The 17588-nt window shown below is 63.6% G+C and carries 21 protein-coding genes and 1 tRNA gene; 15 read left to right on the plus strand and 7 right to left on the minus strand.

Annotated elements, in window-relative coordinates; all coding sequences use genetic code 11:
- A complete protein-coding gene (locus tag O3300_RS17045; protein WP_099666031.1) occupies window positions 1-921 on the plus strand; it encodes a hydroxymethylglutaryl-CoA lyase in 921 nt (306 codons plus the stop codon).
- 105 nt (window positions 922-1026) lie between these two features.
- On the opposite strand, the gene O3300_RS17050 is transcribed toward O3300_RS17045, so the two are convergent.
- Window positions 1027-1103 (minus strand) — tRNA-Pro (locus O3300_RS17050).
- A gap of 112 nt (window positions 1104-1215) precedes the next feature.
- Between O3300_RS17050 and O3300_RS17055 the strand changes: the two genes are divergently transcribed.
- The 3 genes from O3300_RS17055 to O3300_RS17065 all read left to right on the plus strand — a co-directional run bounded on the left by O3300_RS17055 (window position 1216) and on the right by O3300_RS17065 (window position 2964).
- Window positions 1216-1911 (plus strand): hypothetical protein, encoded by a 696-nt coding sequence (locus tag O3300_RS17055; protein WP_305053614.1) that lies wholly within the window; start codon window positions 1216-1218, stop codon window positions 1909-1911.
- Window positions 1912-1976: 65 nt separating this feature from the next.
- On the plus strand, window positions 1977-2588 hold the full coding sequence (locus O3300_RS17060) for a nucleotidyltransferase domain-containing protein (RefSeq protein WP_305053615.1): 612 nt from the start codon (window positions 1977-1979) through the stop codon (window positions 2586-2588).
- A complete protein-coding gene (locus O3300_RS17065) occupies window positions 2527-2964 on the plus strand; it encodes a hypothetical protein (protein ID WP_305053616.1) in 438 nt (145 codons plus the stop codon). The genes O3300_RS17060 and O3300_RS17065 overlap by 62 nt, the downstream gene beginning before the upstream one ends.
- A 5-nt stretch (window positions 2965-2969) precedes the next feature.
- Here the strand turns inward: O3300_RS17065 and rsmI are convergent, their stop codons facing one another.
- A complete protein-coding gene (rsmI, locus tag O3300_RS17070) occupies window positions 2970-3878 on the minus strand; it encodes a 16S rRNA (cytidine(1402)-2'-O)-methyltransferase (protein WP_289906072.1) in 909 nt (302 codons plus the stop codon).
- Window positions 3879-4091: 213 nt separating this feature from the next.
- Here rsmI and O3300_RS17075 point away from each other — a divergent pair, with 213 nt between their 5' ends.
- From O3300_RS17075 to O3300_RS17105, 7 genes are all read left to right on the plus strand, one after another.
- Window positions 4092-5258 (plus strand): penicillin-binding protein activator, encoded by a 1167-nt coding sequence (locus tag O3300_RS17075; protein WP_305053617.1) that lies wholly within the window; start codon window positions 4092-4094, stop codon window positions 5256-5258.
- Window positions 5259-5267: 9 nt separating this feature from the next.
- Window positions 5268-5627: a YraN family protein gene (locus O3300_RS17080; RefSeq protein ID WP_099666026.1), complete on the plus strand. Its 360-nt coding sequence runs from the start codon at window positions 5268-5270 to the stop codon at window positions 5625-5627.
- Window positions 5628-5684: 57 nt separating this feature from the next.
- Window positions 5685-6281 (plus strand): phosphoheptose isomerase, encoded by a 597-nt coding sequence (locus O3300_RS17085; protein ID WP_034752465.1) that lies wholly within the window; start codon window positions 5685-5687, stop codon window positions 6279-6281.
- Entirely contained in the window at window positions 6274-6960 is a 687-nt protein-coding gene (locus O3300_RS17090) for a BON domain-containing protein (RefSeq protein WP_077398288.1), read from the plus strand. The genes O3300_RS17085 and O3300_RS17090 overlap by 8 nt, the downstream gene beginning before the upstream one ends.
- A gap of 93 nt (window positions 6961-7053) precedes the next feature.
- Window positions 7054-7575, plus strand: coding sequence for a peroxiredoxin (locus O3300_RS17095; protein WP_305053618.1), 522 nt, complete (start codon window positions 7054-7056; stop codon window positions 7573-7575).
- Window positions 7576-7793: 218 nt separating this feature from the next.
- Window positions 7794-8384 (plus strand): sigma-70 family RNA polymerase sigma factor, encoded by a 591-nt coding sequence (locus tag O3300_RS17100; RefSeq protein ID WP_077398290.1) that lies wholly within the window; start codon window positions 7794-7796, stop codon window positions 8382-8384.
- Complete coding sequence (locus tag O3300_RS17105; RefSeq protein WP_305053619.1) at window positions 8381-9076, plus strand: anti-sigma factor domain-containing protein; 696 nt, start codon at window positions 8381-8383, stop codon at window positions 9074-9076. Before O3300_RS17100 ends, O3300_RS17105 begins: the two co-directional genes overlap by 4 nt.
- Before the next feature lie 2 nt (window positions 9077-9078).
- On the opposite strand, the gene O3300_RS17110 is transcribed toward O3300_RS17105, so the two are convergent.
- Together O3300_RS17110 and O3300_RS17115 are read right to left on the minus strand one after the other, a co-directional pair.
- Window positions 9079-9501: a PaaI family thioesterase gene (locus O3300_RS17110; protein WP_076564607.1), complete on the minus strand. Its 423-nt coding sequence runs from the start codon at window positions 9499-9501 to the stop codon at window positions 9079-9081.
- A 90-nt stretch (window positions 9502-9591) separates the two neighbouring features.
- Complete coding sequence (locus O3300_RS17115) at window positions 9592-10749, minus strand: PepSY domain-containing protein (protein ID WP_305053620.1); 1158 nt, start codon at window positions 10747-10749, stop codon at window positions 9592-9594.
- A gap of 220 nt (window positions 10750-10969) precedes the next feature.
- Between O3300_RS17115 and O3300_RS17120 the strand changes: the two genes are divergently transcribed.
- From O3300_RS17120 to O3300_RS17135, 4 genes are all read left to right on the plus strand, one after another.
- Window positions 10970-11515 (plus strand): YbhB/YbcL family Raf kinase inhibitor-like protein, encoded by a 546-nt coding sequence (locus O3300_RS17120; RefSeq protein ID WP_289899746.1) that lies wholly within the window; start codon window positions 10970-10972, stop codon window positions 11513-11515.
- Window positions 11505-12278 carry a helix-turn-helix transcriptional regulator gene (locus O3300_RS17125; protein WP_305053621.1) on the plus strand — a complete coding sequence of 258 codons (774 nt, stop codon included), beginning with the start codon at window positions 11505-11507 and terminating at the stop codon, window positions 12276-12278. The genes O3300_RS17120 and O3300_RS17125 overlap by 11 nt, the downstream gene beginning before the upstream one ends.
- Window positions 12279-12345: 67 nt before the next feature.
- Window positions 12346-12690, plus strand: coding sequence for a hypothetical protein (locus tag O3300_RS17130; protein ID WP_305053622.1), 345 nt, complete (start codon window positions 12346-12348; stop codon window positions 12688-12690).
- Window positions 12691-12782: 92 nt separating this feature from the next.
- Window positions 12783-14954, plus strand: coding sequence for a TonB-dependent receptor (locus O3300_RS17135; RefSeq protein WP_305053623.1), 2172 nt, complete (start codon window positions 12783-12785; stop codon window positions 14952-14954).
- Window positions 14955-15022: 68 nt separating this feature from the next.
- Here the strand turns inward: O3300_RS17135 and O3300_RS17140 are convergent, their stop codons facing one another.
- From O3300_RS17140 to lipB, 3 genes are all read right to left on the minus strand, one after another.
- Window positions 15023-15685 (minus strand): uracil-DNA glycosylase, encoded by a 663-nt coding sequence (locus tag O3300_RS17140; RefSeq protein ID WP_305053624.1) that lies wholly within the window; start codon window positions 15683-15685, stop codon window positions 15023-15025.
- Between the two features lie 145 nt (window positions 15686-15830).
- Complete coding sequence (lipA, locus tag O3300_RS17145) at window positions 15831-16841, minus strand: lipoyl synthase (RefSeq protein ID WP_077398299.1); 1011 nt, start codon at window positions 16839-16841, stop codon at window positions 15831-15833.
- A gap of 37 nt (window positions 16842-16878) precedes the next feature.
- On the minus strand, window positions 16879-17583 hold the full coding sequence (lipB, locus tag O3300_RS17150) for a lipoyl(octanoyl) transferase LipB (RefSeq protein ID WP_099666016.1): 705 nt from the start codon (window positions 17581-17583) through the stop codon (window positions 16879-16881).
- Window positions 17584-17588 lie beyond the last annotated feature (5 nt).

The following is a 17588-nucleotide window of genomic DNA, read 5'->3' on the forward strand; positions in this document are numbered from 1 at the left end:
ATGAACCCTACTACCAGTCTGCCCAAGCAGGTCAAGATCGTCGAAGTGGGTCCGCGCGACGGCCTGCAAAACGAGAAGGAAACCATCAGCGCCGCCGTCAAGATCGAACTGGTCGACCGCCTGACGTTGGCCGGCTTCGCCAATATCGAGGCGGCGTCCTTCGTGTCGCCGAAATGGGTGCCGCAGATGGCCACCAGCGCGGAAGTCATGCAGAAAATCGCGCGCCGCCCCGGCACCATTTATTCGGCGCTGACGCCGAACATGCAGGGTTTCGATGCCGCGCTGGCGGCGCAGGCCGATGAAGTGGTGATCTTCGGCTCCGCCTCCGAGGCGTTCTCGCAAAAGAACATCAACTGCTCCATCGCCGAATCGATCGCCCGCTTCGAAGGCGTGGCGAAAGCGGCCAAGGAACACGGCCTGCGCCTGCGCGGCAGCATCAGCTGCGCCTTCGGCTGCCCCTACCAGGGCGACGTGCCGCTCGACGCCGTGGCCGACGTGGTGAAACGCATGCGCGACCTGGGCTGCGACGAAATCGACATCGCCGACACCATCGGCGTGGCCACGCCGCGCAAGACGCAGGCGGTAATGGAGCGCGCGATCCAGGCTTTCCACGTGGGAGGCCTGTCCGGCCACTTCCACGACACCTATGGCCAGGCGCTGGCGAACATCTACGCCAGCCTGGAAACGGGCATCGCGATCTATCACTCGTCCGTCTCCGGCCTGGGCGGCTGCCCGTACGCCAAGGGCGCCACCGGCAACGTGGCCACCGAAGACGTGCTGTACCTGATGCAGGGGCTGGGCATTGCCACCGGCATCGACCTGGACCTGGTCGTCGATGCGGGGCAGTTCATCTCGCAGCAGCTGGGGCGCAAAGGTTCCAGCCGGGCCGGCAACGCCATCGCGGCGAAACGCCTGGGGTAAATGCAAAGGGGCTGCGGCCCCTTTTTGCTGCCGGCCTCGCGCCGCAGGCGCGACAGACGAAAAAAAACCCAAGAGCCTAAACTCTTGGGTTTTTTTCTACAAATTTGGTCGGAGTACAAGGATTCGAACCTTGGACCCCCTGGTCCCAAACCAGGTGCGCTACCGGGCTGCGCCACACTCCGAAGACCAAGATAATACAGGCCGTATCGATTTCGGTCAAGGGTCAGGTGAAACTCTGTGTAAATTATTTACGCGCGGCACTGGAATCCATGTATTTTTCAAAACGATTGAAGTATGCGACACTGGCTTGGCAAGTTTTCCCGATCAGACATGAAGGTGACGACGGCAATGGAGTTCAGGATAGAAAGAAGCGACGGTGGCCGGCCCCTGCCGAACCGCCGCGGCATCGTGCTGGGCATCGCCGTGTCCCTGCTGCTGCATGGCGCCTTGATCTATCTATGGCGCCATGTGCAGCCGGCCGCGCGGATGGACACGGCCCCGCGCGTGGAATCGATCGCCGTGTGGATACGTCCGCTGGCCGCCAAGCCCCCGCCGCCGCCCGCCGAAGTGGTCAAGCCAAAACGCGAACCCAAGCCCATCAGCAAGCCAAAGGTCGCCACGGTCCGGGAAACGCCGGCGGCCACCGTGACGCCAGCGGCCAGCCCGCAAGCCATCACGGTCGTGCCGGCATCACCGGCCACGCCAGCGGCCAGTGCCGATACCTTCAGGCAAGAAACCCCGGAAACGCCGAAATTCGACATGGAAGCGGCCAGAAAAACGGCGCGCAAGATGGCGGGCGAACGCGATCCGTCCAAGGTGGGCACGGCCGTGGGGCAAATCCCCGACAAGCCGCTGCAAACGGAAACCCAGCTGGCGCGCGACATCGCACAAGGCAAGCGCGGCGATTGCCGCACGGCCTATTCCGGCGCGGGCTTGCTGGCGCCCGTGCTGATGCTGCTCGACAAGAAGGATAGCGGCTGCAAGTGGTGAAGACGTGATTGACTCTACCCATATTGGGTACTATCATACCCAATATGGGTATTTATGCAGGCACATTGTTTTCCAAGACACAGCAACGCGTGCTGGCCTTGCTCTTTGGCCAGGCGCAACGCTCTTTCTATGCGAATGAAATCATCGCCTTCGCAGCCATGGGGTCGGGCGCCGTGCAGCGCGAGCTGGCCAAGCTGGAGAAGTCGGCCCTGGTCACGGTGAAAAAAGTGGGCAACCAAAAGCATTATCAGGCGAATCACGCGGCACCCATCTTCGACGAACTGCGCAGCATCGTGCTGAAAACCTTTGGCGTCGCCGACGTGCTGCGCGTGGCGCTACAGCCATACTGGCAGGAAATCGACCTGGCCTTTGTGTACGGTTCGATGGCCAAGGGCACGGAACACGCACACAGCGACATCGACCTGATGGTGATCGGCAGCATGGCATCGAACGCCCAGCTACTGGCGGCGCTGCAACCGGCAGAGCACCAATTGGGACGCAGCATCAATCCCACCTTGTACACGCCGGCAGAATGGCGGCACAGAATAGACGACGGCAAGTCGTTCGTGGTGCGGGTCCTCGACCAGCCCAAGATTTTTGTCAAAGGAGCCAATGATGACTTCATCAAGCTCACCGGCGCTGGCGAACCTGGCACGCATCGACCAGCTCAAGGCTGAGCCACCGGACGCACGCGAACGGGCCGGCTTGCTGCGCTCGGCTACCGTGCGCCTGCGCGATGCCAGGCAGTCGATACTGTCGCTGGAAAGCCGCTTCGACCTGGCATATAACGCGGCGCATGCAGCTGCCTTGTCTGCGCTGCGTCAACATGGTTATCGCAGCGACAATCGCTATCTCGTCTTTCAAAGCCTGGAACACACGCTGGGTTTCACGCCACAGCAATGGCTGCTGTTAAGCCAGGCGCACAAGAAGCGCAACCTGGCGGAATACGAGGGCGAGCTGGATGTCACGCAGGGCTTTGTCGACGAGTTGATCGAGCATGTGCAACAACTGCTCGCGGCGGCACAGGCGCTCGATGTCCAGCCACCGTCCTGATCGCCTTATTCCTGCCCCTTCAACTGCAACGCCCGTTCATACAGGGCGTTTTTCTTGCGGCCCGTGATCTGCGCCGTCAAATTCGCCGCCTGCTTGACGCTGCATTCGGCCAATAAAATGTTCAAGATGCGTTCCGCTTCCACGTCTTCCGCGTCCTGCGCTTCCGTGGCGCCTTCCAGCAGGACGACGAACTCTCCCTTTTCGCGGTGCGCATCGGCGCGTATCCACGCCTCCGCTTCGGACAGGGGGCAGCGGTGGATTTCCTCGAACAGTTTCGTCAGTTCGCGCGCGAACACCACCTGGCGCGTCGGCTCGAACGCCGCCGCCAGGGCCGTGGCGCAATCGAGGATGCGGTGCGGCGCTTCATAGAACACCATCGTGGCCGTCACGCCGCGCAGGCTGTGCAGCATGTTTTCGCGCTGCTTGGCCTTGGCTGGCAGGAAGCCGACAAAGTAAAACTGATCATTCAGCAAGCCGCTGGCGGAAATGGCCGTGATCGCCGCCGATGGGCCGGGCAGGGGCAGCACGCGCAAGCCGGCCGCGCGCACGGCGTCGACGATGCGCGCGCCCGGGTCGGACACGGCGGGCGTGCCGGCGTCGGAGACGAGGGCGATGCGCTCGCCGGCGTGCAGGCGGGCAATCAAAGTTTGCGCCACTTCGCGTTCGTTATGTTGATGCGCCGCAATCAACGGCTTGTTCAAGCCAAAGCGCGTCAGCAGGTGCGCCGTATTGCGCGTATCTTCACAGGCGACGGCATCGGCAAGGCTCAGCAAATGCAGCGCGCGCAGGCTGATATCGGTCACATTGCCGATCGGCGTGGCCACTATATACAATGTTGCGATAGGATAGACCTGGTGCGCCGCCTCTGTCATGATGGGCAGGCTGGCGATGGAACTGATTTCTTGTACGGTCATTTTGGAGGTTAAATGCTTGCTAATAGTGTGAAGTTACTGCTTGTTTGTGCCGCGACCGGCATGCTGAGCGCTTGCAGCACGCCTTGCGACGCGCCCGGGCAATTGTGCGCGCCTATTGAATCTAACACAAGGGCGCTGCCGCCACCGAAGCCGCTGCCACCGCCCCTGCCGCCGAAGCCGCCCGCACCCGAACCCGTCACTTTCGCCGTGGCCGTGCCCGATATTACCGCGTACGACGGCAACGGCGCGCCACTCGCGCCTATCAAGAACAAACCGGCCACCGGCACGCCGCTCGACATGCCGGCCGCCACGGCGCCGGCGCCGTCCGACGGCAATGTCCACCACATCGGCCTGCTGCTGCCGCTGCGCTCGGCTTCCCTGGGACCGGCCGCCGAATTGCTGCGCGCCGGTTTCATGGCCGCGTACGAGCGCGACCGCAGCGGCTTTGAAGTGACGGTGATCGATACGGGCGATGGCAGCAGCGACGTCCTGAACAAGTTTGCGCAAGCGCAGGAAGAACAGGACATCGTCGTCGGGCCTTTGTCGCGCTCGGCCGTCACGGCCGTGGCGAACAGCGACCTGGTACGAAAACCGACGATCGCCCTGAACCACCCGGACAACCGCGGCGACGCGCGCCTGCCTGCCAAGCTGCTGGTGATGGGCTTGTCGATCGAGGCGGAAGCGCGCCAGGTCGCCGCCTGGGCCGCCAGCGAACAGCCGGGCGCCAGCGCGCTGGTCCTGTCGGCCGGTTCGCCCTCGCAGCGCCGCATCAGCGCCGCCTTCAAGCAGGAATGGCTGCGCCAGGGCGGCAAGATCGAGACCATGGACTTGACGGCCACGAATGGCTACCTGAGCGATGCCGAGCTGGTGCAGCTGCGCGCGCGCCTGGCCGCCACGCCGCCGGGCCTGCTGTTTGCCGCGCTCGACGCCGACCAGGCGCGCCAGCTGCGCGTGGCCATCGGCAGCGATTTACCGCTGTATGGCACCTCGTCCTTGAATCCCGGCGCCGGACGCGGCGCCAGCGGCCCGGAACTCGACGGCGCGCGTCTGCTGGACTTGCCATGGCAAGTGCAGCGCGACCATCCGCAAGTGATGGTGTATCCACAACCCGAGCAGCCCGCCGAACGCCGGCTGACGGCCGACATGGAACGCCTGTACGCGCTGGGCATCGATGCCTTCCGCGTGGCGCGCGAAGTGGCGCTGCGGCCGAACGCGCCATTTATCCTCGATGGCGTGACGGGCCGCCTGGCCGTGCGCTTTGACGGTGATCAAAGCGTGTTCGAACGCACGGAACAGGCCGCCACCTACCAGCAGGGCGTGCTGGGTACTTGGCCGCCGTCCACGGCAACAACACCGGCCGCCTTGCCGCCGGCGCAATAAGGACACGCCATGCCGCCCTTCGCTTTCTGGAACAAACGGGAACGGGGACGGCAAGGGGAAGACGATGCGCTCGCGTATCTGTTGCTGCAAGGCTTGGTGCTGCTGCAACGCAACTATCTGTGCAAGGGCGGGGAACTCGACCTGATCATGCGCGACGGCGCCGCCATCGTTTTCGTCGAAGTGCGGCTGCGCAGCAGTACAGCCTACGGCGGCGCCCTGGCCAGCATCACGCCGGCCAAGCAGCGGCGCATGGTGCTGGCCGCGCAAACCTGGCTGCTGACACAAAAGACGCTGCCGCCTTGCCGCTTCGACGCGCTGGCCATCGATGGCGGGCGCATCAGCTGGCTGAAGAACATCCTCGATATGTAAGCATTTTTAACAGTGCTTGTCCGCCATGCCGCGCGCCTGCACTATAATCGGCAGACTATGAATAATCAACGCATCCTCTCGCACTTCCACGAAAGTGCCGAACTCAAGATCCAGGCCGCCACCGTACTGGCGCAACCGATTGCGCAGGCGATCGACCTGATGTTTTATGCATTGTCCAACGGCAACAAGATCCTCGCCTGCGGCAACGGCGGTTCCGCCGCCGACTGCCAGCATTTCGCGGCCGAGCTGGTCGGACGCTTCGAACGCGAGCGCTTTCCGCTGCCGGCCCTGGCGCTGACGACGGATACGTCCATCCTGACGGCCGTGGCGAACGATTACAGCTACCGCGAGATCTTCTCGAAGCAGGTGCAGGCGTTCGGCCAGGCCGGCGACATCCTGCTGGCCATCTCCACGTCGGGCAATTCGGCCAACGTAATGGCCGCCGTGGAAGCGGCGCTCGAGCGCGAAATGCGCGTCGTGGCGCTGACGGGCAAGGACGGCGGTGCCATCGGCAAGATGCTGACGGACGCCGACGTGCATATCTGCGTGCCGGCCGAGCGCACGGCGCGCATCCAGGAAGTCCATCTGACCACCATACATTGCATCTGCGACGGCATCGATGTCGCCCTATTCGGAGGAGACGTGAATGACTAAATTCGGTACTGGCCCAGGCTGGAAACGCGTACAACGCCCGCTGGCCACCGCACTGCTGTGCGGCGCCATGCTTACTTCGCTCACCGGCTGCATCGAATTGATGGTCGGCGGCGCGGTGATGGGCGGCGTGGCCGCAGCGGACCGCCGCACCCTGGGCGCGCAGACCGAAGACAAGTCGATCGCCCTGAAAGGCGAGTCGCGCATCCCCTCCATCGTGGGCGACGTGGGCCACGTGAACGTCACCAGTTTCAACCGCCGCGTCCTGCTGACGGGCGAAGTGCGCGACGAGGCGATGAAAAATGCCGTCGAGCGCGAAGTGCGCAATATCGAGGGCGTGGAATCGGTGGCGAATGAATTGATCATCGCCGGCCCGGCCAGCTATACCTCGCGCTCGAACGACGCGCTGATCACCACCAAGGTCAAGGCCAGCCTGGTCGACATGAAAACCATCTCGGCTGCCTCGTTCAAGGTCGTCACCGAGAACGCCACCGTCTTCCTGATGGGCAGAGTCACCCAGCGCGAAGGCACGGTCGCGGCCGACGTGGCGCGCGGCGTGGGCGGCGTGCAGAAAGTGGTCAAGCTGTTCGACTACATTTCGGAAGCGGAACTGAAGCAATTGCAGCCGGACCCGCCGCAGCAACGCACGACGAGCACCGTCAGCGACACGGTACAGCAGTAAGCGCCTCCGCCATCCGACCTAGGGCGCGCTAACGATGCGGCGGCTATAATAGTCGCATCGTGGCCGCATCGCCCCGCTTTTCAAGTGAAAACCATGTCAACTTCGCCATCCGCAAGCAAGTCCTGGATCAAGCCAGCCCTGATCGCCGTCTTCGTGGCGGGCGTGGCAGCAGCCGGCTATCTGTCGCTGAATGACAAGCAAAGCGCGCCGGACGTGACCTTCCACGGCATCCATGGCGAGAAAATCACGTCAAACAGCCTGCGCGGCAAGGTGGTGATGGTCAATTTCTGGGCCACCTCGTGTACGACTTGCGTGGCGGAAATGCCGGAAATGGTCGACACCTACAACAAGTACAAGGGGCAGGGACTGGAATTCGTGGCCGTGGCCATGAAATACGATCCGGCCAACTACGTGCTGAACTTCGCCGAAACGCGCCAGCTGCCGTTCAAGGTGGCGCTCGACGTGACGGGCGAGGCGGCCAAGGCCTACGGCGACGTGGCCCTCACGCCCACCACCTTCGTCCTGGACAAACAGGGCAAGATCCTCAAGCGCTACGTGGGCAAGCCGGAATTCGCTGAACTGCACAAGCTGCTCGAATCCGCCATCGCCGGCTAAACGTCTCACATAAGCTACTGCGCGTCGCGATTTGCAGCCTGCGATGCTCACTGTGCTCAAGCACAGTTCCGCTTCTCCGCCGCAACTCACTTCCGCTCGCTACGCTTCTGTGAGGCGTTGAAGACGAGGGGAACACCGCACAAAACCCTGTTGCCAGGTGTTGCCAATCTGTTATAACCTTCCCTTGCGTGATCCCACTCACCTTGTGAAGGCCAGCCGTGTCCCCAGCCGCCCAATCGCTCGACCCGCAGCAACTGAAAACCTGGCTGCTCGCCGCCGGCAACAAGGACGCCACCGCGTTCCGCCAGCTATATAACTCCACCTCATCGAAACTGTTTGGCTTCGCGCTGCGTATATTGCATAAGCAAGAGCTCGCTGAAGAAGCCTTGCAAGAGGGGTTCGTCGCCATCTGGAACAACGCCGCCGCTTACCAGAGCCATCTGGCGGCGCCGATGACCTGGATGGCCACCATCGTGCGCAACAAGGCGTTCGATGTGCTGCGGCGCAGCGACGATACCGTGGAAATCGATGCCGAACAGTTTGATAGCGAAGTCATGAATGCACTCCGAGACCCCCAGGCCACGCCGATCGAGTCACTGCAGCTGAGCGGTGACGCCAAGGCGCTGGCGTTTTGCATGTCCGCCCTGGAAGGGCTGCACCGGCAGGTGGTCGCCCTGGCGTTCTATCACGACCTGTCACATAGCGAAGTGGCGCAGCAGATGTCGCTGCCGATCGGCACCGTGAAGACCTGGATACGGCGCAGCCTGGAACGGCTGCGCACGTGCCTGGCGAAACGGGAGGCATCATGAATATCCGCGGCAATGACGTGCTGCGCCAGAAACTGGCGTCCGAATACGTGCTGGGCACCCTGAAAGGGGGCGCGCGGCGGCGTTTCGAAGGCTGGCTGCACAACGACGCCGACTTGCGCAATATCACGGCCGAATGGCGCCAGCGCCTGGAACCGATGGCCGAATTTGCCACGCCCGTGGCGCCGCCCAAGCGCGTCTGGCAACAGATCGAGCAGCGCCTGCACCTGCGTCCGCAGGGCGGCAAGTCCTGGCTGCGCGATTCGCTGGCGTTCTGGCGTGGCCTGGGCATGGCGTCGAGCGCCATCGCCGCGCTGCTGGTGATCGTCGTGGCCACGCGCGTGATGGATGCGCCGCAGATCAGCTATGTGGCCAGCCTGACGGACGAGAAAGCGCAAACGGCCCTGCTGCTGACGGCCGACAGCCGCCATGGGGCGCTCGAGGTGCGCATGGTCGGCAACGCGCCCGTGCCGAGTGATAAGGATCTGGAACTGTGGGCCGTGCCGAAGAGCGGCAACCCACGTTCGCTCGGCTTGCTGGCAGACAAGGGCAACGTGAAACTGGCCCTGTCGCAGCGCGCCATCGGCAGCGACGTGGCCTTGCTGGCCGTCACCCTGGAGCCGAAAGGCGGTTCGCCGGATCCGAACGGACCGACGGGACCAATCTTGTACAAGGGTAACTGGGTGAAAATCTAAGCTTATTTAGGATACAGAATCATCTGCGTGCAGCGGAACAGGGCAATAGTCTTGCCCGTTTCCTTGCTTTTCACCACGGCATCCCACACTTGCGTGTTGCGGCCCTTGTGCTCGACTTTCGCCGTGCAGGTGAGCGTGCCTTCGCGGGCCGTGCCCAGGTGGTTCGATTTCAACTCGATGGTCGTGAAATTGCTCGCGCCTTCGGGCAGGTTGACGATGCAGCCATAGCCGGAAGCCGTGTCGGCCAGGGTCACCACGCTGCCCGCATGCAGGTAGCCATTCGGCGCCAGCAAGTGCGGCAGCACGGGCAATTCCGCCGTCAGCTGGCCGTCGCCCACTGCCGTGATGACGATGCCCAGGTGGCCGGGCAGGCGGCCGGTGCCGCGTTCATTCAACATTGCTACGGTGATGTCGGGATTGCTCATGCGGGTCCTTGTGCGGGTGAATCCGGACAGCGGATCTGCCGGAAAATACTATGATGATAGCAACTTTCCCCGCAGCGGTTTGGCAACCGCCTATTTCCGGCCACGCCGCCGTTTCCACCACACCAAACTGCCCGTCAGCAAGAACAGCAGCGGCATCAAACCGAAGACGGTAATGAAGGTGCGCCCGGCCACGCCGAACGCCTGGCCCGAATGCAGGGGGAATTGCCAGCCGAGGAAAACATCGCCGGCCGGCGCCCGCAAGGGATCGCGTATGCGCAGGGGCAAGCCGCTGCGCGCGTCCAGGGTAATGCGCGTGGCGCCGTCGCCGTGGGCGATTTCGCCGGGCTGGCGCACGCGCACGTCATACGGCTGGTCCTTTTTCGCCGGCAGCACGATGCGCGACACGCGCGCCTGCGGATACAGCAGCTGCGCGGCGGCCATGGCCTGGCCCGCATCGAGCATGGCACCGTCCTGCGCCACATTCTTCAATTTTGCCGTATCCGGCACCGTCGACACCAGCTCCACCAGCGGCACGATCAATTGCGGCAAATTGAAATAGATGCCGGAAAAAGCGAGCACAGCCAGCACGGGCGCGGCAAAGAAGCCGGCCGCCTTGTGCAACGTATAATGAAAACGGGGCCAGGAACCGCCATGCGACACCGTCAGCGCGCGCTTGACCGCCGTCCACTGCAGGCGCGGCCACCACAGATAGATACCGGTGAGCGCCATCAACAGCAGCATCACGCCGGAAATGCCGGTAATGGTCTTGCCCACTTCGCCGGACAATACATAGCGGTGCAAATGAAACATGCCCGACATCAGCAGCGGGCGCGTGAGGCCGAAACGGCCCCAGTCGCGCTCGCCTTTGACTTGCAGGGTGTAGGGGTCGACCATCACCTGGCGCACGATGGCCTGGCTGAAGGGCGACGGCTTGCCGGCCTGGCGGTACGACGCCACGTACACGTCGCGCGCATCGGCGGGCGGATTGAGCTGCGAAGGCTGGCCGTAGGCGGGGTCGGCAGTCAGCTGGTCCACCACCGCTTGCAGCGTGCGCGGCGTCACCTGGAACACCTGGCCGGGCGCGGGCGTGCTCGCCTGCAGCAAATTAGGATTCAGATATGCATCGAGTTCCGGCATCCAGGCGATGGCGGACCCCGTCAAGCCCAGCAGGACGAACAGGGCGCCGAACCACAGGCCCGCATACAGGTGCAGCTTGGCTAACAGCCATGGGATCGGGCGCTTGGACATGAAGGGGGACTCTGGGAATTTTGGGCTGCGAAACGATAGCATGAAAGCCCTGCAGTGAAAATCACGTGCGGCAAGAAAGGGAAGAACCATACAACACGCTCATCAGAACGCGCGAATTGGAGGAAACCGAGCGTTTCGGCACCATCAGCGAGCGCATCGGCATCGCGGAGGAATGTTGCAAGGCATACACTTTCCCCTATACTTCATCGAAAGGAAAACCATGACCACTGCCCGCCTCTTCGCCGCCACCTTGGGCCTCGCTCTGCACCTGGGCGCCCACGCGGCCGATTTCACGGTATCGAGCACCGACATCGCCCCTGGCCAGACCCTGGCACCTGCGCAAGTGTTCCAGGGCTTCGGCTGCACGGGCGGCAACCTGGCGCCGCAGCTGTCGTGGCACGGCGCGCCGGCCGGCACCAAAAGCTACGCCGTCACCCTGTACGACCCGGACGCGCCGACGGGCAGCGGCTGGTGGCACTGGAGCGTATTCAATCTGCCCGCCGGCACCACTTCCTTGCCGGGCGGCGCCACGGCCGGCACCCTGCCAGCGGGCGCCATCCAAGGACGCAACGATTTCGGCGACAGCGCCTACGGCGGCGCCTGCCCACCGCCCGGCGACAAGGCGCACCGCTATCAGATCACGGTCTGGGCCTTGGGCGTGGACAAGCTGCCCCTGGATCAACAGGCCAGCGGCGCCATGCTCGGCTACATGCTCAACGCCAACGTGCTGGGCAAGGCACAGCTGACGGGACTGTATGGAAGATAAGATGGAAGCGGTGGCCCTGAGCGAACTGCGCATCGCCCACGGCACCATCGAGGCGCGCCGCGCGCAAACCCTGCGCCGCGTACCCGTCTTCCAGAGCGCCCTGTGCCGCGTGCGGCAGGGAGTAAAACTGCTGGAATGGGGCGCTCGCCAGGCGCGCGCCGGGACGCACGACGTGGTGCTGATGCCGGCGGGCCAGGAACTGGGCGTGGCCAACCTGCCCGGCACGCAAGGCTACCGGGCCGAAGTGCTGAGTTTTTCGCCAGCCCTGATCGCCCGTTTCCGCGCGCGCCATGGCAGCCTGGTCGATGGCCAGCTGCGCCAGGCGGCCACGGCCAGCTTGTGCGTGCCGCTCGATGACCACGCGGCGCTGGCCTGGGACCAGCTGATGGCCAGCCTGGCTGCCGGTAGCCCGCCCGCGCTGCTGGCGCACCAGGCCGAAGGCTTGCTGCTGGCTCTGGCCCTGGGCGGCCACTGCGGCCCCTTGCTGCTGGACCCGGCCGCCGACTGGAGCGTGGCCAAGGTCGCCAGCCAGCTGCACCTGGGCGCGTCCACGCTGCGCCGCCAGCTGGCCCTGGAACAACGTCACTTCCGCGCCATCCTGGAAGACGTGCGCCTGGGCCTGGCCTTGCAAGAATTGCAATCTGGCATCTTACCCATTGGCGACATCGCCGCCGCCTGCGGCTACGCCTCGCCCTCGCGCTTCGCGGCCCGTTTTCGCCAGCATTACGGCCTGTCGCCGCGCGACTTGCGCGCCACCCTGTAAGCTCGCTCCGGCGCAAATGACGCAACAAGCGCTGACAAGGCGGCGTTTTTCTTGCTACTATGCGCCCATGTCTTCCCGCCAGCCCACCCGCAAGCTTGCTCATCACGGTGCCGCCGCCCTCGCGCGCACGCCGTGGCGGCTGTGCGTGGCGCTATTCAGTGCGCTGGCCCTCGTGTTGCTGCTGTCGACGGCCGCCTCGCACCTGCACAAGACCAGCCTCGACGCGGAAGAGTGCGCGCTGTGCGCCACCGTCATCGACAAGGTGGCCGATATCGCCGTGCCGCCGGCCGTCACCGAGCCGCCCGCCCAGTTATTGCCGTACCGCTTGCTGGCCATCGCGCCCGCCACCCTGGCGCCCGCCGCCGCCCTCATCTTGCCGCCCGTGCGCGGCCCGCCTGCCGCCTCGTTGTAGTTCCCACGCTGTTTTTATCCTTTTTTCAGGCTGCACCGCCGCGTCCTCATGCGCGCCGGGCCGCCTGGCGTAGACTATTTTCGAGGTTCACCATGCAACACACACCACGCCTGAGCGCGCTGTCGCTCGCCCTTGCCAGCCTGTTCAGCTTTTCCGCCCATGCCGCCGAGCCCGCGGATGCCAGCCCGGCAGCGTCCGGCGCCGATGCTGCCCCGCAAGAGATGCAAAAAGTGGAAGTCACGTCCGCCCATTTGAAAAGCGCGCGCATCGAGCTGTCGCCGAAAGTCGGCACCACCATCTACAGCATCGACAGCCACATGGTCGACATGCTGGGCCAGGGCGACAACACGCCGTTCAATGAAGTGCTGCTGCGCCTGCCGGGCGTATCGCAGGATTCGAAGGGTTCCGGCGCCCTGCACGTGCGCGACGACCATGCCAACGTGCAATACCGCATCAATGGCGTGCAATTGCCGGAAAGCATCAGCGGCTTTGGCCAGTCGATCGACACGCGCCTGATCGACAGGACGGATTTCATGACGGGCGCCTTGCCGGCCCAGTTCGGCCTGCGCACGGCCGGCATCGTCGACATCGAAACGAAGGAGGGCGGCATGACGCCGGGCGGGCGCATCGGCATCATGGTCGGCAGCCACGACCATGTGGAGCCGAGTGCGGAATTTTTCGGCAGCGTGGGCAAGTTCAATTACTACCTGTCCGGCAGCTACCTGGGCAATTCCCTGGGCGTGGAAAACCCGCAGGACACGCGCAGCGCCCTGCACGACAAGACGCGCCAGAACAAATCGTTCGGCAGCCTGTCGTATTTCCTTGATGACAACACGCGCCTGGGCGCCATGTTCGGCACGTATAACGGCCGCTTCCAGATCCCGAACAATCCGGACCAGGCGCCGGGCTTCTCGCTGGCCGGTCACAGCGATGCGCAGGCGGGCACGTCCACCTTGCCGTCGTCGCAGCTGAATGAAAACCAGCGCGAAGTGAACCGCTTCCTCGTGCTGTCGCTGCAAAAGAGCCTGGGCGACCTCAATTACCAGGTCTCCGCCTTCCACCAGTATTCGGAGCTGCACTTCACGCCGGACTCCATCGGCGACCTGATCTACAACGGCGTGGCCTCGGATTCGCGCCGCGCGAACAGCGCCTCGGGTGCCCAGTTCGATATCAGCTACAAGTTGCACCAGGACCATACCGTGCGCGCCGGCCTGGCCTACACGCGCCAGAAGACGACGAGCGACAACACGGTGGCCGTCTTCCCGGCGCTGGACGGCGCGCAAAGCGCCACCACGCCGGTTTCCATCGTCGACAACAGCGGCAAGACGGGCACCCTGGCCAGTTTCTACCTGCAGGATGAATGGCATATCAGCAAGCCCTTGACCCTGAACTATGGCGCCCGTTTCGACAAGGTCTCGGCCTACACGAGCGAGCAGCAATGGAGTCCGCGCGTGAACCTGGCATACCAGCTGGCGCCGGGCACGGCCCTGCACGCGGGCTATTCGCGCTACTTCACGCCGCCGCCGCAGGAACTGGCGGCGCAAGGCAGCATCGACCTGTACGCGAACACGACGAATGCGCCGGAAATCGGCCAGTCGGACAACGTCAAGGCCGAGCGCACGCATTATTACGACGTGGGCATCAGCCACCAGGTGAGTCCGAAGCTGACCGTGACGGCCGATGTGTACTATAAAAAGATCAACAACCTGCTGGACGAAGGCCAGTTCGGCCAGGCATTGATTTTGACGCCGTTCAACTATGCGGATGGCTACGCCAAGGGCCTGGAATTGTCGGCCATCTACAGCGAGAAAAACTGGGGCCTGTTCCTCAACGCCAGCACGCAAAAGGCGCAGGGCCGCAACATCAATTCGGGCCAGGCCCTGTTTGGCGCCGATGAGTTGAACTACATCAGCAAGAACTATGTCTATCTCGATCATGACCAGAAATACACGCTGTCCGGCGGCGGCCATTATCACTTCGGCGATTCGCAAGTGAGCGCTGACTTCCTCTACGGCAGCGGCCTGCGCATGACGCCGGATGGCGGCGCGCCGAATTCAGGCCATTTGCCGAGTTACTTCACCGTCAACACGGCGCTCACGCACACGTGGAAAAATACGCCGGTCGGCAAGGTGGAAGGACGTTTGGCCCTGATCAACCTGTTCGACAAGTCCTACCTGCTGCGCGACGGTTCCGGCGTGGGCGTGGGAGCGCCGCAGTACGGCGCCCGCCGCAGCATCTATGCGGGTTTATCGACGAGTTTTTAAGAGTTACGCGCGAAGACAGCGGCAGGGAGCAACGCCTGCCGCTGTCGGTTGCCGTACCGTGTCATGCCTTATCCCCAGGCGATGGCCGCCTGGCCGTGCGCTTGCAAATACGCATTTGCCAGGCTGAACGGCTTGCTGCCAAAGAAACCTTTATTCGCCGACAAGGGAGATGGATGGGGCGCCGTCAGCACCAGGTGCTTGCCGGGGTCGATCAGGGGCCGCTTGGCTTGCGCGTAGCCGCCCCACAGGATGAAGACGAGATTGCTGCGCTCGGCGGACAGGTGGCGGATGGCGCTGTCCGTCAGCTTTTCCCAGCCCTTGCCCGCATGCGTACCGGCCGCCCCCGCGCGCACGGTCAGCACGCTGTTGAGCAAAAATACCCCTTGCTGCGCCCAGTCGGACAAATCCGTCCGGGTGCGTACGACGCCTGCGTCGCTCTGTAATTCCTTGAAAATATTCTGCAGGCTGGGCTGCGGCGGCGTGCCGTCGGGGATGGAAAAGCACAGTCCCATGGCCGCGCCCGGCGTGTGGTACGGGTCTTGCCCCAGGATCACGACTTTCACCTGCTCGAACGGCGTCAGGTCGAAGGCCCGGAAGATGGTTTTGCCGGGTGGACAGCACGGCCCCGCCGCATATTCCGCCTTCACGAAGGCGGCCAGGCGTTCCCAGTAAGGTTCGGCGAAATCAGCCTCCAGCCGCGCCTTCCACGATGCGTCGATGCGTACGTCCATGCCTCACCTCATAGCCTATTCGTCAACCATGCATTTTCAGCACGATAGTATAGAACGCCCGGCCGGATGAGGCGCATACGATACGCACAGGCAAAAAAAAAGCCGCCCGGCTCTGCAGCGGGCGGCTTGATACAGCACAAAGGGCTTAGAAATTCAGCGCCGATTCCACGCCGGCGCTGTGCGCCTGTTCATCCGCGTGGTACGAGCTGCGCACCATGGCGCCCACGGCGGCGTGGGTGAAGCCCATTTTATAGGCTTCTTCCTCGAACATTTTGAACACGTCCGGGTGCACGTAGCGGCGTACGGGCAAGTGGCTGTTCGATGGGGCCAGGTATTGGCCGATGGTCAGCATGTCGATGTCGTGCTCGCGCATGTCGCGCATGACTTGCAGGATTTCCTCGTCCGTCTCGCCCAGGCCCACCATGATGCCGGACTTGGTCTTCACGTCCGGGTACATGGCCTTGAAGTCTTTCAGCAGCTTCAGCGAGTGCATGTAGTCGGAACCGGGACGGGCTTCCTTGTACAGGCGCGGCGCCGTTTCCAGGTTGTGGTTCATGACGTCAGGCAAGCCATCCTTGAACAGGTTCAGGGCTTTTTCCAGGCGGCCGCGGAAGTCGGGCACCAGCACTTCGATGCGGGTGTTCGGCGACAGGGCGCGCGTTTGCTGGATGCACTCGACGAAATGGCCGGCGCCGCCGTCGCGCAAGTCATCGCGGTCGACGGAGGTGATGACGACGTAGTTCAGGCGCAGCTTGGCGATGGTTTTCGACAGGTTGGCCGGCTCTTCCTTATCCAGCGGATCCGGGCGGCCATGGCCGACGTCGCAGAACGGGCAGCGGCGCGTGCACTTGTCGCCCATGATCATGAAGGTGGCCGTGCCCTTGCCGAAGCATTCGCCGATGTTCGGGCAGCTGGCTTCCTCGCACACCGTCACGAGTTTGTTTTCGCGCAGGATGTCCTTGATTTCATAGAAGCGGGTCGATGCCGAAGCGGCCTTGACGCGGATCCAGTCCGGCTTTTTCAGGCGCTCGACTTGCTCGATCGGAATGATCTTGATCGGGATGCGCGAAGTCTTGCTGGCGCCTTTTTGCTTTTCGCTCGGGTTGTAGGCGGCGGGAGCGGCGGGGGCGGTGCTGGAAATGGTCTCAGAAGTCATGGCTGCAAGCCCTTGAGGGGCATGTTGGTTTGTTTGCTCAGGCATCCGCTGCCTGAGGCGCGCCTGCGGCGCTGTTTACTTCGCTTACATCGAGTAATACGGTCAATTCGTGGGCCAGGGCCCGCTGCACGTCGGCCAGCGGCGCCAGCACGCCCATGCTGCGCATGTCCACCGTCTTCAGGCCGGAATAGCCGCAAGGGTTAATCCAGGAAAACGGTGCCAGGTCCATCGCCACGTTGAGCGACACGCCATGGTAGGTGCAGCCGTTGCCGCGCACTTTCAAGCCCAGCGCGGCGATCTTCGCACCCTTGTCTGGTCCGCCGGCAATATAGATGCCAGGCGCGCCATCGATGCGTTCGCCAGCGAGATTATACGCCGCCAGCACGTTGATGATGGCTTGCTCGATTTTATGCACGAACTGGCGCGCATACAGCTTGCCGCCCGGCTTGTTGCGGCGCAAGTCCATCAGCAGGTAAATCACCACCTGGCCAGGGCCGTGGAACGTCACTTCGCCGCCACGGTCCGTCTGCACCACGGGCACATTCTCCGCGCCGGCCAGCAGGTGGCCGCGGTCGGCCGCCAGGCCCAGGGTGAATACGGGCGGATGCTCGACGACCCACAGTTCGTCGCGCGTGTCCGTCGTGCGCGCGTCGGTAAAGGCGCGCATGGCGGCAAAGGTCGGCTCGTAATCGACGCGGCCCAGCTCGCGGATCAGCGCCGTTTCGGTTCGGGTGGTGGTCATGACGG

Origin of the sequence: Janthinobacterium sp. SUN206, from assembly GCF_030587305.1 — a bacterium.
Taxonomy (GTDB): Bacteria; Pseudomonadota; Gammaproteobacteria; order Burkholderiales; family Burkholderiaceae_D; genus Janthinobacterium; species Janthinobacterium kumbetense.